This window comes from Mycobacterium sp. AT1 (assembly GCF_002043095.1).
In the GTDB taxonomy this organism is placed as follows: Bacteria; Actinomycetota; Actinomycetes; order Mycobacteriales; family Mycobacteriaceae; genus Mycobacterium.
The window spans coordinates 1-19354 of record NZ_MVOC01000039.1 but is presented as its reverse complement, the minus strand read 5'-3'; the positions used below and the strand labels follow the sequence as shown (position 1 = coordinate 19354).

General features: G+C 67.6%; 19 protein-coding genes. 15 read left to right on the top strand and 4 right to left on the bottom strand.

Annotated elements, in window-relative coordinates:
• Nucleotides 1–34: 34 nt before the first annotated feature.
• Nucleotides 35–1021, bottom strand: coding sequence for a 2-hydroxyacid dehydrogenase (locus B1790_RS19000; RefSeq protein ID WP_079924858.1), 987 nt, complete (start codon nt 1019–1021; stop codon nt 35–37).
• 309 nt (nt 1022–1330) lie between these two features.
• On the opposite strand from B1790_RS19000, the gene B1790_RS18995 reads away from it, so the two are divergent.
• The 11 genes from B1790_RS18995 to lhgO all read left to right on the top strand — a co-directional run bounded on the left by B1790_RS18995 (nt 1331) and on the right by lhgO (nt 13663).
• Nucleotides 1331–2914, top strand: a complete 1584-nt coding sequence (locus tag B1790_RS18995) for an ABC transporter substrate-binding protein (RefSeq protein ID WP_198952046.1) — start codon at nt 1331–1333, stop codon at nt 2912–2914.
• Between the two features lie 17 nt (nt 2915–2931).
• Nucleotides 2932–3858 carry an ABC transporter permease gene (locus B1790_RS18990; protein ID WP_079924829.1) on the top strand — a complete coding sequence of 309 codons (927 nt, stop codon included), beginning with the start codon at nt 2932–2934 and terminating at the stop codon, nt 3856–3858.
• A gap of 12 nt (nt 3859–3870) precedes the next feature.
• Nucleotides 3871–4854 carry an ABC transporter permease gene (locus B1790_RS18985; RefSeq protein WP_079924828.1) on the top strand — a complete coding sequence of 328 codons (984 nt, stop codon included), beginning with the start codon at nt 3871–3873 and terminating at the stop codon, nt 4852–4854.
• Nucleotides 4851–5882 (top strand): ABC transporter ATP-binding protein, encoded by a 1032-nt coding sequence (locus tag B1790_RS18980; protein WP_079924827.1) that lies wholly within the window; start codon nt 4851–4853, stop codon nt 5880–5882. The genes B1790_RS18985 and B1790_RS18980 overlap by 4 nt, the downstream gene beginning before the upstream one ends.
• Complete coding sequence (locus tag B1790_RS18975; RefSeq protein WP_079924826.1) at nt 5875–6870, top strand: ABC transporter ATP-binding protein; 996 nt, start codon at nt 5875–5877, stop codon at nt 6868–6870. The genes B1790_RS18980 and B1790_RS18975 overlap by 8 nt, the downstream gene beginning before the upstream one ends.
• A complete protein-coding gene (locus B1790_RS18970) occupies nt 6867–7589 on the top strand; it encodes a sulfite exporter TauE/SafE family protein (protein WP_079924825.1) in 723 nt (240 codons plus the stop codon). Before B1790_RS18975 ends, B1790_RS18970 begins: the two co-directional genes overlap by 4 nt.
• Nucleotides 7586–8392 carry an IclR family transcriptional regulator gene (locus B1790_RS18965; protein WP_142271389.1) on the top strand — a complete coding sequence of 269 codons (807 nt, stop codon included), beginning with the start codon at nt 7586–7588 and terminating at the stop codon, nt 8390–8392. Before B1790_RS18970 ends, B1790_RS18965 begins: the two co-directional genes overlap by 4 nt.
• Nucleotides 8393–8467: 75 nt before the next feature.
• Entirely contained in the window at nt 8468–9820 is a 1353-nt protein-coding gene (locus tag B1790_RS18960) for an enolase C-terminal domain-like protein (RefSeq protein WP_079924824.1), read from the top strand.
• Between the two features lie 3 nt (nt 9821–9823).
• Nucleotides 9824–10801 (top strand): 2-hydroxyacid dehydrogenase, encoded by a 978-nt coding sequence (locus B1790_RS18955; protein WP_079924823.1) that lies wholly within the window; start codon nt 9824–9826, stop codon nt 10799–10801.
• 336 nt (nt 10802–11137) lie between these two features.
• Nucleotides 11138–12424 carry an acyltransferase gene (locus tag B1790_RS18950; protein ID WP_079924822.1) on the top strand — a complete coding sequence of 429 codons (1287 nt, stop codon included), beginning with the start codon at nt 11138–11140 and terminating at the stop codon, nt 12422–12424.
• Between the two features lie 24 nt (nt 12425–12448).
• Nucleotides 12449–13663, top strand: a complete 1215-nt coding sequence (gene lhgO, locus B1790_RS18945) for an L-2-hydroxyglutarate oxidase (protein WP_079924821.1) — start codon at nt 12449–12451, stop codon at nt 13661–13663.
• Here lhgO and B1790_RS18940 read toward each other — a convergent pair.
• Nucleotides 13598–14143, bottom strand: coding sequence for a MarR family winged helix-turn-helix transcriptional regulator (locus tag B1790_RS18940; protein WP_079924820.1), 546 nt, complete (start codon nt 14141–14143; stop codon nt 13598–13600). The two genes, lhgO and B1790_RS18940, sit on opposite strands and share 66 nt — an antisense overlap.
• 91 nt (nt 14144–14234) lie before the next feature.
• On the opposite strand from B1790_RS18940, the gene B1790_RS18935 reads away from it, so the two are divergent.
• Nucleotides 14235–14606, top strand: a complete 372-nt coding sequence (locus tag B1790_RS18935) for a DoxX family protein (protein WP_079924819.1) — start codon at nt 14235–14237, stop codon at nt 14604–14606.
• Between the two features lie 10 nt (nt 14607–14616).
• On the opposite strand, the gene B1790_RS18930 is transcribed toward B1790_RS18935, so the two are convergent.
• Nucleotides 14617–15138 (bottom strand): 2-oxo-4-hydroxy-4-carboxy-5-ureidoimidazoline decarboxylase, encoded by a 522-nt coding sequence (locus tag B1790_RS18930; protein WP_079924818.1) that lies wholly within the window; start codon nt 15136–15138, stop codon nt 14617–14619.
• A 130-nt stretch (nt 15139–15268) separates the two neighbouring features.
• The gene (locus B1790_RS18925; protein ID WP_079924817.1) at nt 15269–15751 is read right to left on the bottom strand and encodes an inorganic diphosphatase; all 483 of its coding nucleotides are present in this window, start codon (nt 15749–15751) and stop codon (nt 15269–15271) included.
• 135 nt (nt 15752–15886) lie between these two features.
• Here B1790_RS18925 and dacB point away from each other — a divergent pair, with 135 nt between their 5' ends.
• From dacB to tilS, 3 genes are read left to right on the top strand one after another with little or no spacing between them, the layout of a single operon-like run.
• Nucleotides 15887–17290, top strand: a complete 1404-nt coding sequence (gene dacB / locus B1790_RS18920) for a D-alanyl-D-alanine carboxypeptidase/D-alanyl-D-alanine-endopeptidase (RefSeq protein WP_079924816.1) — start codon at nt 15887–15889, stop codon at nt 17288–17290.
• Complete coding sequence (locus B1790_RS18915; RefSeq protein WP_079924855.1) at nt 17278–18342, top strand: zinc-dependent metalloprotease; 1065 nt, start codon at nt 17278–17280, stop codon at nt 18340–18342. The genes dacB and B1790_RS18915 overlap by 13 nt, the downstream gene beginning before the upstream one ends.
• A gap of 2 nt (nt 18343–18344) precedes the next feature.
• Entirely contained in the window at nt 18345–19319 is a 975-nt protein-coding gene (gene tilS, locus B1790_RS18910) for a tRNA lysidine(34) synthetase TilS (protein ID WP_079924815.1), read from the top strand.
• The last annotated feature ends 35 nt before the right edge of the window (nt 19320–19354 follow it).

Below are 19354 nucleotides of genomic sequence, written 5' to 3'. Positions count from 1 at the left end.
GGCACACGCTCCCGGGATCAGTCGTCGAGCGTTCCTAGACCGCTACGGCAGGCTCGACGACGGGCGTCACCAGTCGACCGCTGCGCAGGAACTCGTCGAGGTTGTCGAGGGTGAGTTGTTCCATCGCGGCGCGGGTTTCGACGGTGCCGCTCCCGACATGCGGCAGCAGCACGACGTTGTCCAATGTCAGCAGTTCTTCTGGGACGTTCGGCTCGTCGGTGAACACGTCGAGGCCCGCGCCTGCGAGGCGGCCGTTGATCAGGGCGTCGACGAGCGCAGCCTCGTCGACGACGCTGCCGCGGGCGACGTTGACTAGGTAGCCCGACGACCCGAGCGCGTCGATTACCTCGGCGTCGACCAAACTTCGGGTTCCGTCTCCTCCCGCGGCCGCGACGACGAGGACGTCGACGCCGCGCGCGAGTGCGGCGGGGGAGTCGACGTAGGCGTACGGCGAGTCGGCCTTCTGGCTCCGGTTGTGGTACGAGATCGTGCAGCCGAAGGCGTTGAGCCGCTTGGCAATTGCCGATCCAATGCGACCAAGTCCGATGATGCCGACGCGTCGGTTGCTGACCTGGTGGGTCAGCGGGTAGTTGCCGTCGGCGGGCCACCGCCCGGCGCGTACGTATCGGTCGGCGGCGGAATTTTGCCGCATCACGTCGATCATCAGTCCGACCGCGGTGTCGGCAACGCAGTCGGTGAGGACGTCGGGGGTGTTGCTCACCCCGACTCCTCTCTCGGCGGCTGCGTCGACGTCGGTGGTGTCGTATCCGACGCCGAAGTTCACGACGGCGCCGAGGTGGGGAAGTGCTCGCATTAGCTCCGCGTCGACTCCGGAGCGACCCGACGTCACCACCGCGGTGACTTCGGGGCCGTGAGTCGACAGGAACGCTCCACGCTCGGAGGCCCCGTCCGGCAACACCAGTGCGCCGTAGTTCTCCGAAAGGGTGCGTTCCAGCGACGGTTTCAGCGGGCCGACCTGCAGCACCGTGTGGTTCGGGGGTGTGCGGAGTGATGTGGTCATGATGAAAGCCACGGTACGACCACCTGCGGATACCCGTCCAACCCCGAAATAGCATGGACTAATGCGGAACACGCATGATCAGCGGTTTCGCGGCACTCGCAGGGTATCGACGAGTCGCTAGCCACGTCATCAGTGCAGGTCATCGGCCCTTCGTCAGTGAGCGGATGGTGCCAGGCCGGTCATGTCCCACGCCCAATTCGGGCCATTCGACTGGGTTGACGGTGGGGAAACGACGTCTCTACGTTGTGTCTGCGATCACATGTCGCATTCACATACGTGGACGTCACACCAGCAGCCCCTGGAGGACACATGAGTCCCGCTTCACCCTTGCCGCGGTCGTCGCGGCCGCGGGCCGCGCTGGCCCTCGGCGTCGCGGTGCTGACCGTGGCCGCGACCGGCTGCACCGTCGCCAACTCCGGCCGCGGCGGTTACGACCCCAACACGCTGCGCATCGTTCTCTCCCAGGAGCCACCGACCCTGGAGCCGTGCGAGAGCTCGCTGACGTCGACCGGAATCGTGGTGCGTTCCAACATCACCGAGCCGCTCATCGAACGCGACCCGAACTCCGGAGACCTTCAGCCGTTGCTGTCCACGGGGTGGCGCCAGACGTCGCCCACCGAATGGACCTTCGACATCCGCAGTGGCGTCACGTTCTCCGACGGTGCCCCCTTCACCGCCGCCGACGCCGCATTCGCCGTCGACCGCGCCGTGAACTCAGACCTGCAGTGCAACGTCGACGGGTACGTCTTCGGCGACGAGAAGCTCAAGCTGGCTGCACCGAACGACACCACCCTGACGGTCACCACCGAGAAGCCGGATCCGATTCTGCCGCTGCGCATCTCGTTCGTCGAGATCGTTCCCCGTTCGACCAGCACGACGGAGAAGGTCCGCGAGCCGATCGGTACCGGACCGTATGCCATCGAGAACTGGGACCTCGGGCAGAAGCTCACCCTCGCCCGCAACGCCCGCTACTGGGGTACGGCGCCGGCCTTCGCCCGCGCCGAATACCAATGGCGCAGCGAGGGCAGCGTCCGGGCGGCGATGATCGCCAATGACGAAACCGACATCGCCACGTCGCTCGGACCGGAGGACGGGGCAGGCGATCTCGGTGTCCCCTTCCAGAACAACGAGACCACCGCCCTGCGCATGCAGGCCACCGCGGCGCCGTTGAACGACATGCGCGTTCGGCAGGCAATCAACTACGCGATCAACCGGACCGGCATCGTCAAGGCGCTGTTCCGTGGGCTCGGTGACCCGGCCTCACAGCTCATCCCCTCGGGCGTGGTCGGCTACAACGACCAGCTGACGCTGTGGCCGCACGACTCCGACAAGGCGAAGGCACTCGTCGCCGAGGCCAAGGCTGACGGCGTTCCGGTCGACACCCAGATCCGGCTCATCGGTCGCACGGCCCAGTTCCCCAAGATCGCCGAGACCGTCGAGGTCATCCAGAGCGAGCTCGCGGAGATCGGCCTCAACGTCAAGATCGAGATGATGGACACGGCCTCCCAGCTGCAGTACCAGCTGCGTCCGTTCCCGGCCAACGCCGGGCCGTATCTGTTGATGATCATGCACGGCAATCAGGCCGGTGACGCGGCCTTCACCATGGATCAGTACATGCTGAGCGACGGACCCCAGGCCGCATACGGCACCAAGGAATTCGACGCGAAGATTCGTGCCGCGGAAGCCCTCACCGGCCAGGCCCGCCAAGACGCGTTCGCCCGACTCTTCGCCGAGGAACCGCAGGAGATCATGCAGATGGCCTACCTCGCCCACATGAAGGGCATCCTCGGAAAGTCCGCCCGTGTTGACTACACCCCCAATTCCGCGACCGGCGACGAGATGCGGCTGTCAGAAATGACGATGGCCGGGTCCGACCGCACCGACGCCCAGTAGTCAGGAAGGCCACCACAGTGTTCTCCTTCGTTCGGCGCCGGATGTACACCAGCGCATTGCCTTTGATCATCGTCCTGCTCGGCGTGTTCCTCCTCGCCCGGCTCACCGGCGATCCCACCAGCCTGTACCTCCCCGAGTCGGCGACCGCGACGCAGCGGGAAGCCTTCGCCCTGAAGAACGGCTTCGACCGGCCGCTCCTGACCCAGTTGGGCGACTACTTCACCGGCGTGTTGCACCTCGACTTCGGAACGTCGCTGCGCACCGGGGAATCCGCGTCGGCGATGGCATTTCGGGCCTTCCCCGCCACCCTCCAGCTGGCGGCCACGACGATGCTGCTGGCCGTCGTCGGCGCCATCGTGATCGGATGCTGGGCGGCCTATCGACCCAACTCCCTGGCCGACCGGTTCTCCAGCCTGCTGTCGATGACCGGGGCCAGCATCCCGGACTTCTGGTTCGCCATCACCGGCGTCTGGCTCTTCGCGGTCCTGCTCGGGGTCCTGCCGACCTCGGGCACCGACGGTCCACTCGCGTGGATCCTCCCGATCGCCACGTTGATGATCAGGCCGCTCGGCGTGTTGACCCAAGTAGTCCGCGGCGCAATGGTTTCCGCGCTGTCCGCCCCGTACGTGCGGTTGGCCCGCAGCAAGGGGGCGGGCGATCTGAGGGTGGTCACCCACCACGCCCTTCGAAACGCGGCCGCGCCGGCGCTGACGGTGGCTGGCGACCTCGCGGTCGGCCTGATCAACGGCGCCGTCGTCGTCGAGGCGATCTTCGGATGGCCAGGCATCGGAAAGCTCATGATCGACGCGATTCTGCAACGAGACTTCGCGGTGCTGCAGGCGGCGGTGCTTCTCACCGCGGTCAGCATCTTCGTCCTCAACATCGCCATCGACGCCTGTTACGCGCTGCTCGACGCGCGCGTGCGGGAACCGGCCCGGGTCTAGGAGACACGCGACATGAGCACTCAACTCGATCTCGTCCCCGTCAAGCCGACGACGGCGATCGTCGGCGAGGCCAACCCGCGAAAGTCCGGGCGCGCCATCTGGTTTCGTCTTCTGGTCAACGACCGGGTCGCCGCCTGCGCCGCTGCCGTCCTGGCCCTGGTCCTGCTCACCGCGCTGTTCGGCCCGATGCTGATCGGCAACGTCGCGACGAGCATCGACCTGGACAACTCCAATCAGGCGCCGTTCACGCTGGCGCACGGTTGGGCCAACGTGCTCGGCACCGACCCGCTTGGCCGCAGCATGCTGGCCCGGTTGGTCGTCGCCAGCAGGACCACGTTGTCGGTTGCCATTCCCGCGGTGGTGATCTCGGCGGTGATCGGCTCCCTGATCGGCATGTGGGCCGGTTTCTACCGAGGCTGGCGGGAGACGGTCGCCATGCGCATCGCCGACGTCATCATGAGCTTCCCGTCTCTGCTGCTCGCGGTCGTCGTGCTCTACGTGTTCTCCCCGAGCGCCGCCAACATCGTTGCCGTGCTTGCCCTCACCCGCATTCCGGTGTACCTGAGGACGGCGCGCGCCGAGTCCGCGGAGCTGCAGAGCCGCCTGTTCGTCGACGCGGCCCGAACCTTCGGCGCCAGCGCGCCGTCGATCATCACCCGGCACGTGCTGCCGATCGTCCTTCCCACGCTGTTGACCGTCGCGACCCTTGACTTCTGCTACGTGATGCTTGCCGAGAGCTCACTGAGCTTCCTCGGCATCGGAATCCAGCCGCCGGACGTGAGCTGGGGTCTGATGGTCGCCCAGGGCCGTACCTACCTCAACTCGGCGTGGTGGCTGTCGTTCTTCCCCGGCCTTGCCATCGTGATCACCACGGTGTCCGCAACGATCCTCGCGGCGTGGGCTCGGATCGCCACGGATCCCGGTCAGCGGTGGCGGCTCACCGTTCCGCAAAAACGACTGTCCCGCTTCACCAAGACCGCGAAGGCACTCCGATGACCGCTGTCGCAGAACGCTCGTCCGCCGACGTCGTCGACGCGGATCCCGCCCTGCAGGTCGAGGGGCTCACCGTCGACATCCGAACCATCTCGGGCACCGTCCGGGCGGTCAACGAGGTGACCTTCGAGGCGCGGCGCGGCGAGACGCTGGCGCTGCTCGGCGAGTCCGGGTGCGGCAAGTCGATGACGGCTACGGCGCTGGTCGGCCTCCTCGAACCGGTCGCCGAGGTCACCGCGGGGTCGGCCAAGCTGACGGGCCGCGACGGCGTCGCCGACCTGCTTGCGGTCGACCGCAAGACTCGGCGTCGGCTGGCGGGCACCGAGTTGGCCATCGTCTTCCAGGACGCGCTGACCGCGCTCAACCCGCTGTACACGGTGGGAACCCAACTGGCCGAGCCGTTTCAGATCCATCACGGAATGAAGTCGAAGGAAGCCAAGGCCAAGGCCGTCGAACTGATGGCGCGCGTGGGCATTCCGCAGCCCGAGACTCGGTTGAACTCCTACCCGCACCAGTTCTCCGGCGGCATGCGGCAGCGCCTGTTGATCGCGATGGCGGTGGCGCTCAATCCGCGGGTGCTGATCGCCGACGAGCCCACCACGGCGCTCGACGTGACGGTGCAGGCGCAGATCATGGAACTGCTGCGCGGCCTGCGAAGCGAGTACGACATGGCGGTCGTGCTGATCACCCACGACTTGGCGCTGGTGGCGGAGGAAGCCGACCGCGTCGCCGTGATGTACGCGGGCAACATCGTCGAAACCGGCCTGGTATCAGAGGTATTCGCCAACCCACGGCACCCGTACACCAAGGGCCTGCTCGACTCGGTGCCGGTCAACGCCGTGCGCGGCGAGGAGCTCAAGTCGATCGGTGGCGCTCCGCCAGACTTGCACTCGATCCCGCAAGGGTGCGCCTACCAGGCCCGCTGTCCCTTGGCTCAGGACGTCTGCCGGACCACCAGGCCCACCCTGACTCCCGTTGGCTCCCGACACCAGTCCGCGTGCCACTTCCCCCAGGAGGTCGTCAATGTCTGATCAACTGCTCCGGATTCGAGACCTCCGCAAGACGTTCCGAGTGCCGGGAAGCAAGGCGGGGCTGACGGCCCTCGACGGCATCACCCTGGACGTCGGCCGCGGCGAAACCCTCGGCCTGGTCGGCGAATCCGGTTGTGGAAAGTCGACGTTGGCTCGGACGCTGATGATGCTCGAGCGTCCCGACTCGGGCAGCGTCACGTTCGACGGCATCGACCCCTTCTCGTTGCGCGGCAAGGACCTGCTGAAGTTCCGGCGTCGCGTGCAGATGGTGTTCCAGGATCCCTATGCGTCGCTGAACTCGCGGATGAGCGCAGGCGACCTGATCTCCGAGCCGTGGCGTACGCACAAGACGTTGTACACCGGCCGGTCCGAGCGTGAGACCAGGGTGCGGGAACTGCTCGACCTCGTCGGCCTCGGTGCCAAGGCCGCCGACAAGTACCCGCAGGAATTCTCCGGCGGCCAGCGTCAGCGCATCGGCATCGCCCGTGCGCTGGCCCTCAACCCCGACGTCGTCATCTGCGACGAACCGGTCTCGGCGCTCGACCTGTCGGTTCAGGCGCAGGTGCTCAACCTCCTCAACGATCTGCAGAAGGAGCTCGGGATCGCCTACGTGTTCATCTCCCACGACCTGTCGGTGGTCCGCCACGTCGCCGACCGCGTGGCCGTGATGTACCTCGGGCGCATCATCGAATCCGGGCCGACCGAAGCGGTGTTCCAGTCGCCGAGTCACCCCTACACCGCCGCCCTGATGTCGGCGGCGCCAAAGCTCGACGCGGCGCACCGCGGTGAGCGAATCCTGTTGAAGGGTGAGGTGCCGTCGCCGCTCAACCCGCCGTCGGGATGCCGGTTCCGGACCCGGTGCTGGAAGGCGACCGACATCTGTGCCGCCGAACGTCCGCCGCTGGCCGTCGACCCGCACTCGGCAACCCACGGCGCGGAGTGCCATCATCCCTTGGTGGGTGAGCCCGCCCTGTCGGCCAGCGCGTGAGTGGTGCCGGCTTCGCCGTCGTGACCGTCGCGATTCTCTTCGCGTCGTGTCTGCAGGCGTCGATCGGGTTCGGCATGGGGATGCTGGCCGCGCCGATCGTCGCGATCGTCGACCCAAGCCTGATTCCGGGCACGCTGATCATGCTGGCCGCTGCGCTGACGCTGGTGGTGACGGTGCGGGAGCGCGCGGCGATCGACTTCTCCGGAACCGGGTGGGCGCTGATCGGCAGAGTGCCCGGCACCGTCCTCGGTGGTCTGCTGCTTCTCGCGATACCCGAACGCGCACTGGCGATTCTGATCGGTTGCGTGGTGTTGCTCGGCGTCGCGTTGACGAGCTTCGGGTGGGTGCCGCTGCCACGGCGGCGCAACCTCATCCTGGCGGGTGCGACGTCCGGGGTGCTCGGGACGGCGACGGCAATCGGGGGCCCGCCGATGGCGCTGGTGTGGCAAGGCAATTCGGGTCCGAGTCTGCGGGGCACCATGAGTGGGTTCTTCCTCGTCGGGTCGACGATGTCGATCGCCGTGCTCGCCGCGACCGGAGCCGTCCACGCCGACACGTTTCTGACGTTCGCTGCGCTGATTCCCGCAGTCGTCGGAGGCTACCTCCTGTCCCGGTACGTCAACGGCTGGCTGAACCCCGTGCGGCAGAGGTGGACGGCGATCGTCATGTCGCTCGCCGGCGCCACCGCGCTGATCGCCCACGAGGTGGGAGTGTTGTGACGGAACGAGATTCGGACGTCAGCGTGCGCAAGGTGAAGTCGGCCGTCCGCACGGTGGAGCTGCTCGAGTACCTGGCCGCGAGGCGGGATCAACCCGCTCGAATCCGCGACGTCAGCGAGGCCCTCGACATGCCCCGTAGCAGCGCGCACGCCCTGCTGCGGACGCTGATGTCTCAGGGTTGGGTACGGGCCGACGAGTCCGGGACGTTGTACGGCGTCGGCATCCGTGCGTTGCTCGTCGGCACCAGCTACCTTGACGGCGATCCCTACCTGCCGATGATCACGCCCTTTCTCGACGACCTACGTCAGCAGCTCGACGAGACGTTTCATCTCGGGCGGCTGGACGGCCTCGACGTCGTCTATCTCGCCACCAGGCAGTCCGGGCAATATCGCCGGACGGCGAGCCGGGTGGGGCGTCGGCTGCCTGCCCATGCCACTGCGTTGGGAAAGGCCTTGCTGGCGGACCGATTCGGTGCCGATCGTGATCGACACGTGCCGGACCGGTTGGAGGCGATCACCTCCCACACCACCACCGAGCGCGTGCTGTTGGAGGAGCAGTTGGAGACGGCGAGGATCCGCGGCTACGCCACCGACGATCAGGAGAACACCACCGGGGTGAGGTGTTTCGCGGTGGCGCTGGGCTACACGCGGCCCGCGCAGGACGCGATCAGCGCGTCGGTGCCCCTGACCCGGTTGACGCGAGAGCGGGAGCGCACGATCGTCGAGGCGCTGCGCACGGTCGGTGACAAGGTGACGCGGGTGCTGCGGCCCGTCGCGAACGGAGACAAGTGGTTTGCCCAGTAGCCGATTCGCTCTCGGCATGAATTCATGCGATAAGAGTGTTGGACGAGTATCAAATGGGATTTGTAGGCTGACGGCATGAGGCCGTCGTCACCCCGGACCCCCGTCGTCACTGCCATGCGGGTGGTTCCCATCGCAGGCCGCGACGACATGCTCTTGAACCTGAGCGGGGCGCATGGGCCATTCTTCACCCGAAACCTGTTGATCCTCAACGACTCCGACGGGAACGTCGGGGTGGGCGAGGTGCCCGGCGGTGAACCCATCCGTCGTACGCTCGACGACGCCAGGCAGATCGTCGAGGGTCGCAGCATCGGTGACCACCACGCGGTCCTCGCCGACATCCGCCGGACGTTCGCCGACCGCGACGCCGGGGGACGCGGCAAGCAGACCTTCGACCTACGCGTCACCGTGCACGCGGTGACGGCGGTCGAGTCGGCGCTCCTCGACCTGCTCGGCCAGCACCTCGAGGTGCCCGTCGCCGCGCTTCTCGGAGAGGGTCAGCAGCGTCGGCGCGTGCAAGCGCTCGGCTATCTCTTCTTCGTCGGTGATCGCACCAAGACTGACCTGCCCTACCGATCGGCCGCCGACGAACCCGCCGGCGCCGACGAGTGGCAGCGCATCCGCCACGACGAGGCGATGACACCCGACGCGATCGTCCGGCTGGCCGAGGCCGCGCGGGACCGGTACGGGTTCCGCGACTTCAAGCTCAAGGGCGGCGTTCTGCCCGCTCCGGACGAGGCCAAGGCCGTCATCGCGTTGGCCGACCGATTCCCCGACGCACGAATCACCCTGGATCCCAACGGCGGATGGCTGCTCGCGGACGCCGTACGAACGTGTCGGGAACTCGACGGCGTGCTGGCCTACGCCGAGGACCCGGTCGGACCCGAGGGTGCCTTCTCCGGCCGCGAGGTGATGGCCGAGTTCAAGCGTGCGACGGGCCTGCGTACCGCCACCAACATGATCGCGACTGACTGGCGCGAGCTCGGTCACGCGATCCGGGCAGGCGCCGTCGACATTCCGCTGGCCGACCCGCACTTCTGGACGATGGCCGGCTCGGTACGTGTCGCGCAACTCTGCGACGCCTGGGGTCTGACGTGGGGATCGCACTCCAACAACCACTTCGACGTGTCACTGGCGATGTTCACCCACGTCGCCGCGGCCGCGCCGGGTGACGTGACGGCCATCGACACCCACTGGATCTGGCAGGACGGCCAACGAATCACCAAGCGCCCATACGAGATCGTCGACGGATATCTCGACGTTCCGGATGCGCCGGGGCTCGGTGTCGAGCTCGACGAGGATGCGGTCGCCGCCGCCCACCAGCTGTATCTGGCCGAGGGGCTCGGCGCACGGGATGACGCCGTGGCAATGCAATACTTGATTCCCGGCTGGACGTTCGACCCCAAATGCCCTGCACTGCAACGGAGCTGACCGATGAAGATCATGGTGGCCGACGCCAACCTCGCCCCGCACCGCGAGCGTTTCGACGCCGCATTGCCCACGGGTGTCGAGGTGGTGTGGCGCGCCGGACGCGACCCGCTGACGCTGGGTGAGGAACTTCGCGACGTCGAGGTCTACGTCGGCAGCAGGTTCACCGCGGCGATGGCGGACGAGGCGGAGAAGCTCCGCCTGATCCACGTCGCCGGCGCGGGCACCGACAAGGTCGACTTCGCGGCCCTGCCGCAGGACGTGCTGGTGGCCAACACCTTTCACCACGAGAACTCGATCGCGGAGTACGTCCTCTCTGCAGCGATCATGTTGCGTCGCGACTTCCTGGCCCAGGACCGGGCGCTTCGTCGCGGCGTGTGGGCGACGTCGGTGTACGACGACGCCATCGGCCAGCTACCCACGCTGCGCGGTGCCCGCGTCGGATTCGTCGGTTTCGGCCACATCGGTCAGCGTGCGTGGGAGTTGTTCCGCGTACTCGGATCCGACGGTGCGGCCGTGACGGGATCCGGTCGCGTCGACGACTCCGCGCATGGCCTGTCCTGGGTCGGTGACACCTCCAGACTCGACGCCCTGCTCTCCGAATCCGACGTCGTGGTGCTCTCCGCGCCCCTGACTCCCGCCACCGAGGGGATGATCGGGAGTCGCGAGTTGCGGTTGATCGGTCCCGACGGCGTGCTCGTCAACGTCGGCCGCGGCCCCCTGGTCGACGAGCGGGCGTTGTACGAGTCGCTGCGGGACGGTCACCTGCGGGCAGCCGCGATCGACGTCTGGTATCGCTACCCGTCGCGAGGTGGTCAGTCGGCGCCGAGCGGTCTGCCCTTTCGCGAGTTGACCAACGTGCTGATGACGCCGCACTCGTCGGGTGTCACTGCGGACACGTTCCAGGGTCGGGCTGCCGACGTCGCCGCCAACGTCGGAAGACTGGTGCGCGGCGAGCCGTTGACCAATGTCGTGAACCGTTAGTCCAGCAAACTCTCCACCCGGACGTGCGGGGCTGCCACGCACGCGCCTAATTGACCCTCGAACGGACAAATTCGCGCCTGCCGTGGCGACGGCCGCCACGACGGTAGCCATGTGCGCCGAGGTCAGGCGATTTCGGTGCTCAATGTGCCATCGGGTGACCGCAGCCTGTAGCCCCGCGGGCATGGCCGATTCGGCAGAGACTTTGCCAGCAATTCGTTCCCCTTGCGTAACACCACGTTGAATGCGTGACGGAAGTGTGCAAGCTATCCTTTCTGGGTCGACCAACTGGCTCGCCTCGGCAGCCAAAGGACTCAGCAGCAAGGGTATGGAGATCGAATGTCGCAGGACGTGACCAGCGCCACGCCAGCTTCGGGCTCCCCAGACCCAGCGTCGACGCGACCCGCGCGCGCCCGAATCATCGGGCTCGACGGCGTCCGCGGGGTGCTGTGCCTGATGATCGCCGTCACCCACATCACCGGGCATTACTCGCCGAACACCGCGCTCGCCTGGCACACCAACGTCTTCGGCTTCTCGCTCGTCTACTTCTTCGTACTGAGCGGATTCCTGCTCTCGCTGCCGTTCATTCGCAACCTCGTCAAGGATCGCGCCGCGGCCACCCTGCCGAACGTCACCGACTACACGGTGCACCGGCTCGCCAGAATCCTGCCCGCGTACTTGCTGATCTTCCTGTTGGTCAACTTCGTCCTGCAGGTCTCCTACGTACAGAACCCCGCTCTGCAGCCGCTCGGCACCGACGACGGCACCGGGATGATCACCGACCCCGGAATGCTGATCGCGAACCTGACCCTGACGCAGTCCTACTTCCCGGCCTACATCCAGACTGGAATCAACCCGTCGTGGTCGCTGACGCTGGAATACGCGTTCTACGCCTCCCTGCCGGTGCTGTTCCTGGTCGCCTTCAGGCTGCGCAAGCGGCTGACCGTCAACCCACTGGTGCTGGCCGCTGCGGTGCCCGCGTTCCTCCTCGTCATCGGCCTGGTCGGGCGGGCGTTCATGCCGCTGGTCTTCGCGCACGCCGGCACCACCGACTTCATGCTCCTGAACTGGGGGCCGAACTGGGGTGCGGTGTACACCAAGAGCTACCTCACCAATGCGGACAACTTCGCCCTCGGCATGTTCGCGGCAGTCATGTTCGTCGCAATGGAGCGAGGCGAGCTGCCAGAGCGGTTGAGCCGCCGGATCCGGACGCTGAGCGCCGTCGCCATCTTGCCGGTGCTGGTCGTCTGCGGAGCGCTGCTCGTGTTCGCCAGCCAGTTCGTGACGGCCGGAGTCGCCATCGTTGCCGCGCTGATGATCCTCGTCATCGTGGCGCCGCTGGCCCGCCATGAGAAGTCCCGGTTGGCAACGGCATTGGATTTTCGCCCGATCCGCTTCGTCGGGGAGATCTCGCTCTCGGCCTACCTGTGGCACTTCCCGGTGCTGCTGGTGCTTGGCCGGCTCGGTTGGATGGCCGGTGACACGCTGCCGGGAATGCTGCTCAACATCGTGCTCGCGCTGGCCGTGACCATCCTGCTCGGCGCGCTCACCTATTACCTCATCGAGAAGCCCGGGATGAACTACGCCAAGCGCATTCGGGCGAAGAAGAAGCCCGTCCTCGCCTGACGAGACGTCGAGTACGGTTCGGCAATGGCTCGTTTCACGTACTGCGTAATCGGCGGGGGCATCGTCGGTCTGTCGACCGCGCACCACCTGCTCGATGCCGAGCCCGACGCCACCGTCGTCGTGCTCGAGGCGGCGCCGTCGGTCGCGTCGCACCAGACCGGGCACAACAGCGGAGTCATCCACTCGGGCATCTACTACGAGCCCGGCAGCCTGAAGGCGAGATTCTGCAAGGCAGGTGAGCGGGCGACCAAGGAGTTCTGCACCGAGAACGGAATCCCCTTCGACGAATGCGGCAAGCTGATCGTCGCGACCACCGCCGAAGAGCTCGCGCGCATGACGGCACTGGAGGACAGGGCCGAGGTCAACGGCATCGCCTGCCGACGGATCGGTGGCGACGAGCTGACCGAACTGGAGCCCAACGTCGTCGGTCTCGGAGCTCTGCATCTGCCGAAGACCGGCATCGTCGACTACACGCTGGTGTCCAACGCGCTTGCCGACCTGGTTCGCGGTGCGGGTGGCACGGTGCTCACCGGGCAGCGGGTCGTCGCCATCGCCGAAGGTGCTGGGGGAGTGTCGGTTTCGACCCGGACGACGACCGTGACCTGTGACCGGCTGGTGGTGTGCGGCGGTCTGCAGGCGGACCGGCTCGCCGAGATGGCCGGGGTGCCAGTCGACGTGCAGATCATTCCCTTTCGCGGGGAGTACTTTCGCCTCCCCGGTGAGCGTGCGGGTTTCGTGCGACGACTGATCTATCCGGTTCCCGATCCGGACCTGCCGTTCCTGGGCGTGCATCTCAGCCCGACGATCGGCGGCGCCATCACCGTTGGGCCGAGCGCGGTACTCGGGCTGGCTAGGGAGGGCTATCCCAAGTTCTCGGTCAACCCGCGGGACGTGGCGAGGATGGCGTCCTTCCCCGGTCTGTGGCGAGTGGCGCGGGCGAACCTGCGCCTCGGCGTCACCGAGGTGGGGAACTCGCTGTTCAAGGGTCGCTATCTGCGTGAATGTCGCAAGTACGCACCAGGATTGACGGCGGGCGATCTGTTGCCGCACGAGGCGGGCATTCGCGCCCAGGCCGTGCGACGCAGCGGCGCATTGGTCCACGACTTCGTCGTCGAGCGGACCGACCGGATGATCCACGTGCTGAACTCGCCGTCGCCCGCTGCGACGGCCGCGCTACCGATCGGGCGGCATCTCGCGGGGATGGCTTCCGGGCTCGACGACGCGGCTCACCAAGTCTGACATGTTGTCGTCCAGACCGGCGGCAATGGTCTGGCAGATGTCGCGGAGTTGCGAGATCTGTTGTGGCTGAAGCCGATCGATGACCAGCGCGCGCGCCGACGCGACGTGTGCCGGTGCCGCGTCGGCGATCGTGCGGTGGCCATCGTCGGTCAGGTGGGCCTCGGTGAGCCTGCCGTCGGTCGGGTGCGGCCTGCGCTCTACCCAACCGCGATCCTCGAGTCGTGACACCACGTGCGACAGGCGGGACATCGAACCGTTCGTCACGACGGACAGTGCCTTCATGCCGATGGACCGCGTCGGTTGATCCGACAGCGCAGCCAGGACGTGGTACTCGTACAGCCGCAGCCGGGAGTCGCTGCGAAGCTGAGTGTCGAGTTTCGTGGGCAGCGCGACGAGGACCTGCATCAACGCCATCCACGCACCGAGCTCGTCGCGATCGAGCCAGCGCGGCTCGTCTCCTCCGGTGGTGGCGTCGCCCATGGGACGAGGCTAGGGCAGCTGAGTTGACGGTTCAAGTCATCAGATCTACCGTTGACTTGAAACATCAAGTCAACGTGAACGAGGGACCGTCATGAACGTCGTGCTGTGGATTCTCGCCGGGATACTGGCCCTGGCGATGCTGGGCGCCGGGTCGCTCAAGCTGATCACGCCCAAGGACGGGTTGGCCGACAAGGGCATGGAACTCGGCGAACTCCCCGCCGGGGCCATCAAGGCCATTGGCCTCGTCGAGGTGCTCGGCGGCATCGGTCTCGTCGTCCCCGCCCTGGTGAACGTCGCCCCGGTCCTCGTTCCGTTGGCGGCCGTCGGCGTCGCCGTCGTGATGGCGGGCGCCGTCCTCTTCCACCTGCGCCGCAAGGAGATTCAGGGATCGCTGCCTGCCGTTGCGCTACTGGTGATGGCCGTCGTGGTGGCCTGGGGTCGCTTCGGCGCGTGGGCGTTCTAGGCCCGTAGCGCTACCAGTTCTGGTAGCCACCCTCCGGCCCGAGCATGCGCTCCAGCCGCGACCGGTTGATCTTCGCCAGCTCGTTGCGGACGACCTTGCGCTCGGTCTCGACGTCGTTGTGCAGGCGGTCGTCGACGGCCGAGAGAACCGTCCGTGCCTCCATCGTGCCGCAGCACATCACGAAGCCGAACCTGAATTTGGTGGCGTAGGCGCGTGAGGACACCGCGAGCTCGGCCATCACGGCCGCGTCTTCATCCCATACCGAGCACTGTTCGGCCTGGCTCTTCTCGCTGCGCGGCCGACGACCCAGTTCGGGGCAGGCGTCGAGAATCTGGTCGACCGCCGACTCCGGAAGGGCGAACAGCAGCGCGTCGGCCCGGCGGAACAGCGCGTCGTGGTCGAGGTAGCTGCGGCCGTACGCCAGGTGCCTGGCCATCGTCATGCTGTTGCAGCACTCGTACAGCGCGTGCACGGCCTTGCGCTCCGGCAACGCGTTGAACGCGTCGAGGCCGATTCCCTGGTGTAAGAGCACGTCACCAGCATGGGAGCCCGAAGCCACGTACGCGTTACCGCGTGTTACGGCGGTGCTAATTCATGCCGAGTGTGGACTTTGGCCACGCATTCCCGAGTCGGGCGTGACAGAAGTCCACGCTGGGCGGCAACTAGTGAGTCTTGAACCGCTCCACCGAACGCTGCAACTCGGCCTCGGCCTCTTCGCGGCCCGCCCAGTCGGCGGCCTTGACGAACTTGCCCGGCTCGAGGTCCTTGTAGTGCACGAAGAAGTGCTTGATCGCCTCGAGTTCGAACGGCGGCACGTCGGCCAGGTCCTGGATGTGGTCCCATCGCGGGTCCCCGGCGGGCACGCACAGCAGCTTGTCGTCGCCGCCTGCCTCGTCGGTCATCTTGAACATCGCCACCGGCCGCGCCTCGACGGTGCAGCCGGGGAAGACGGACTCGGGCAGCAGCACCAGGGCGTCCAGTGGGTCGCCGTCCTCGCCGAGGGTGTTCTCGAAGAACCCGTAGTCGGCGGGGTAACCGAACGCCGTGTAGAGGTAACGGTCGAGCTTGACCCGGCCGGTCTCGTGGTCCACCTCGTACTTGTTGCGCGATCCCTTCGGGATCTCGATGACGACGTCGAACTGCACCGCCGGCTCCTTCTCGTCTGCAAAGCGTCAAGAGGTCGTCAGGTGACGACGCGGGTCAACCATAGACGAGCGATACCCTGCACTTGCGGGGTCTGCGCGGCAGCCCCACCGATCAGGAGAGCGATCATCGGACTCATGGCGCCCACGCGGTGGCGACGATCCACCCACGTATGGGTCGGCGTGCTGGTGCTGTTCCTGGTCGTCGCGGTCGTCGTCGCGGCAGCCCTCGTCACCTCCAGTGGTCGCTCACCCGCCGAGCCGAAGGTCGCCGTCGCACCGCAACCCGCGCTGGTGACCGCCGCGCCCGCCGTGACGCCGCTGAGCGACTCGGCACCCGTGCCGACGCCCGCGGGCCTGGCCGCGGTCCTGGCGCCGTTCGTCGCCAACCCAGACCTCGGCGCCTTCACCGGTCGCGTCACCGACGCGATGACCGGCCGGGAACTGTGGGCTCGGGGTGCGGCGGTGCCGATGCAACCGGCGTCCACCAACAAGGTGCTGACCTCGGCGGCGGCCCTTCTGACCCTCGACAGGGACGCCCGCTTGACGACGACTGTCGTCGCCCCGGACCAGACCAAGTCGCCCGGGCTCGTCGTGCTCAAGGGCGGTGGTGACCCGACGCTGTCGGCCGCCCCGAAGAACGTCGACACCTGGTACCGCGGCGCGGCGCGCATCTCCGACCTCGCCGACCAGGTCCGCAGCTCCGGCGTCGTGCCGAAGGTCGTCCAGGTCGACGCCAGCGCCTACAGCGGACCGACGCTGGCGCCGGGCTGGGACCCACTCGACATCGACGGCGGCGACATCGCCCCGATGGAGGCGGTCATGCTCGACGGCGGTCGCACCCAACCGGTGAGCGTCGACTCGGCCCGGTCGACCACCCCCGCGCTCGACGCGGGTCGGGCACTCGCCGTCGCACTCGGACTGAACCCGGCGGCCGTCACGGTGCGACCGACACCGGTGACGGGCGACGACATCGCGTCCGTGCAGTCGCCGCCGCTGATCGAACGGTTGCGCCAAATGATGAGCGAGTCCGACAACGTGATGGCCGAGTCGACGGGCCGGGAGGTCGCCGCGGCGATCGGAAAGCCGCAGAGCTTCGACGGCGGCGTCGCGGCGGTGCTCGGCCAACTCCAAAAGGCGGGCGTCGACACGGGTGGCGCGACGCTGATGGATTCGAGCGGCCTGTCGGTCGACGACCGTCTGACGGCCGAGACGCTCGACGAGGTGGTCAACGCGGCGGCGGGAAACGCGACACTCGACGACCACGACCTGCGCCCGCTGGTCGACCTGCTGCCCATCGCGGGCGGTAGCGGCACGCTCTCCAACCGCTTTCTCGACACCGACGCGGGCCGGGACGCAGTGGGTCTGCTCAGGGCCAAGACGGGATCCCTCACCGGCACCAATGCGCTGGCGGGTTTCGTCACCGACGACAGTGGCAGGGTGCTGACGTTCTCGATGATCTCCAACAACGCTGGCCCGACGGGCCGCACCGCCATCGACGCGGTGGCCGCCGCGCTGCGCTCGTGCGGATGCAGCCGGTGAACGCGGCATCACCGGTCACGGTCGGCCACACCGTCGACTGGGACTTCGCCGCCACCGTCGGCTCCAAACTCGTCAGGCAGGCACCGCCGGTCACCGAATACACCAGGCGACAGGCGATGGACCAGCTCGCGACGTCGGCACGCGAAGCAGAAGGCCCGGTGCGCGACGTGACGGGTCTCAACGAGGGCGCCGCCGTCACGGAGGCGCGAATCGTCGACAGGGCCGAATGGGTCCGCGCGGCAACCGAATCCATGCGCGTCATGACAGGCGGCGGGCAGGGTGAACCGTCCGGCCGGCTCGTCACGCGCCGGGTGACCGGCGCGCAGACCGGGGCCGTCCTCGCGTTCGTGTCGTCGGGGATCCTCGGGCAGTACGACCCCTTTGCGGACAACGGGGGCGAGCTGCTGCTGGTGTACCCCAACGTGATCGCCGTCGAGCGTCAACTTCGGGTGTCGCCGACGGACTTTCGGCTGTGGGTCTGTCTGCACGAGGTCACCCACCGCGTTCAGTTCCGGGCCAATCCGTGGCTGGCCGATCACATGTCGGCTGCGCTGGCCGTTGTAACCGACGACAAGGGTCAGGAGCTGACCCAGGTGGTCGGCCGACTCGGGGAGTTCGTCCGCAGCAAGCGTGCGAAAGACGCTCAGGCGCAACCGAATTCTGAGGGCATCGTCGGATTCCTTCGGGCCATCCAGTCCGAGCCGCAGCGCAAGGCGCTCGACCAGCTGCTGGTGCTCGGCACCCTGCTCGAGGGCCACGCCGACCACGTGATGGACGCCGTTGGGCCCAAGGTGGTGCCGTCGGTGACGGTCATTCGGCGGCGCTTCAACGAACGGCGACAGCGCAAACAGCCACCGCTGCAACGCATTTTGCGCGCGTTGATGGGCGTCGACGCGAAGATGGCCCAGTACACCCGAGGCAAGGCGTTCGTCGACCACGTGGTCGGCGAGGTCGGCATGGCCGCGTTCAACACCGTCTGGACGAGTCCCGAGACACTGCCGTTGCCGGCGGAAGTCGACGACCCACGGCGATGGATCGCCAGAGTCCTGTAGGGATGGATCAACCCAGTCCTGTGGCGACGGTTCGCAGGGCGGTCGACGAGTTCGCCCGCCGGTTCTGTTCGGCCGACGAGCGGTGGTGCGTGGCGCTGTCCGGAGGTGCCGATTCGCTGGCCCTGACCGCTGCCGCCGCTCGGGTGCGTCCGACGGTCGCGCTGATCGTCGACCACGGCCTGCAGGCAGGCTCGGATTCGGTGGCGGCTACCGCCCGAGATCACGCCGTTGCTCTGGGATGTGTTGCAGCACAGGTCATTCGAGTCGAGGTCGGCGGACGGGGCGGGCCGGAGGCGGCGGCTCGCGCCGCCCGCTACGTGGCACTGGACGGGGCCCGCGGCGGCGCGCCCGTGCTGATCGCACACACGCTGGACGATCAGGCCGAAACCGTGCTGCTGGGACTCGGCAGGGGTTCGGGCGCGCGGTCGATCGCGGGCATGCTGCCGCACGACCCGCCGTGGGGCAGGCCGCTGCTCGGGGTGCGCCGGGCCGTCACGCACGGTGCGTGCGAGGAACTGGGGCTCACCCCATGGCACGACCCACACAACGTCGACCCGAGATTCACCAGGGTGCGCCTGCGCAACGAGGTGCTTCCGCTGCTGGAGAACGTCCTCGGCGGCGGGGTGGCCGAGGCGCTTGCGCGGACCGCCACCGGCCTTCGCGAGGACACCGAGGCGCTTGACGAGCTGGCCGCCGACGCGCTGACGACGGTGCTCCGCGGTGCCGGGCGCGGTGCCGAACTCGAGGTCGCGCCGCTCGCCGAACTGCCGCCGTCGATCCGCCGACGAGTCATCAGGCGGTGGCTGTTGGCGGGAGGTGGCAGCGACCTGACCGACGGCCAGATCCGCGGGGTCGACCGTCTCGTCGTGGACTGGCGCGGACGCGGTGGCGTCGCGGTGGGTTCGGCACTGCGCAACCAGCGGCTGTTCGCCGAGCGGACGGGCGGGACGTTGGCCCTTCGCGTCGAGTGCGTGTGACGCCACGGGGCGACGGACTAGTTGTAATGGCCAGG

Bases quoted from the DNA above. Each gene is read 5' to 3' on its own strand.
- tilS (WP_079924815.1), top strand. From the start codon at position 18,345: ATGGATCAACCCAGTCCTGTGGCGACGGTTCGCAGGGCGGTCGACGAG.
- B1790_RS18960 (WP_079924824.1), top strand. From the start codon at position 8,468: ATGAGGCCGTCGTCACCCCGGACCCCCGTCGTCACTGCCATGCGGGTG.
- B1790_RS18980 (WP_079924827.1), top strand. From the start codon at position 4,851: ATGACCGCTGTCGCAGAACGCTCGTCCGCCGACGTCGTCGACGCGGAT.
- B1790_RS18995 (WP_198952046.1), top strand. From the start codon at position 1,331: ATGAGTCCCGCTTCACCCTTGCCGCGGTCGTCGCGGCCGCGGGCCGCG.
- B1790_RS18975 (WP_079924826.1), top strand. From the start codon at position 5,875: ATGTCTGATCAACTGCTCCGGATTCGAGACCTCCGCAAGACGTTCCGA.
- B1790_RS18935 (WP_079924819.1), top strand. From the start codon at position 14,235: ATGAACGTCGTGCTGTGGATTCTCGCCGGGATACTGGCCCTGGCGATG.
- dacB (WP_079924816.1), top strand. From the start codon at position 15,887: ATGGCGCCCACGCGGTGGCGACGATCCACCCACGTATGGGTCGGCGTG.
- B1790_RS18955 (WP_079924823.1), top strand. From the start codon at position 9,824: ATGAAGATCATGGTGGCCGACGCCAACCTCGCCCCGCACCGCGAGCGT.
- B1790_RS18940 (WP_079924820.1), bottom strand. From the start codon at position 14,143: ATGGGCGACGCCACCACCGGAGGAGACGAGCCGCGCTGGCTCGATCGC.
- B1790_RS18950 (WP_079924822.1), top strand. From the start codon at position 11,138: ATGTCGCAGGACGTGACCAGCGCCACGCCAGCTTCGGGCTCCCCAGAC.
- B1790_RS19000 (WP_079924858.1), bottom strand. From the start codon at position 1,021: ATGACCACATCACTCCGCACACCCCCGAACCACACGGTGCTGCAGGTC.
- B1790_RS18985 (WP_079924828.1), top strand. From the start codon at position 3,871: ATGAGCACTCAACTCGATCTCGTCCCCGTCAAGCCGACGACGGCGATC.
- lhgO (WP_079924821.1), top strand. From the start codon at position 12,449: ATGGCTCGTTTCACGTACTGCGTAATCGGCGGGGGCATCGTCGGTCTG.
- B1790_RS18915 (WP_079924855.1), top strand. From the start codon at position 17,278: ATGCAGCCGGTGAACGCGGCATCACCGGTCACGGTCGGCCACACCGTC.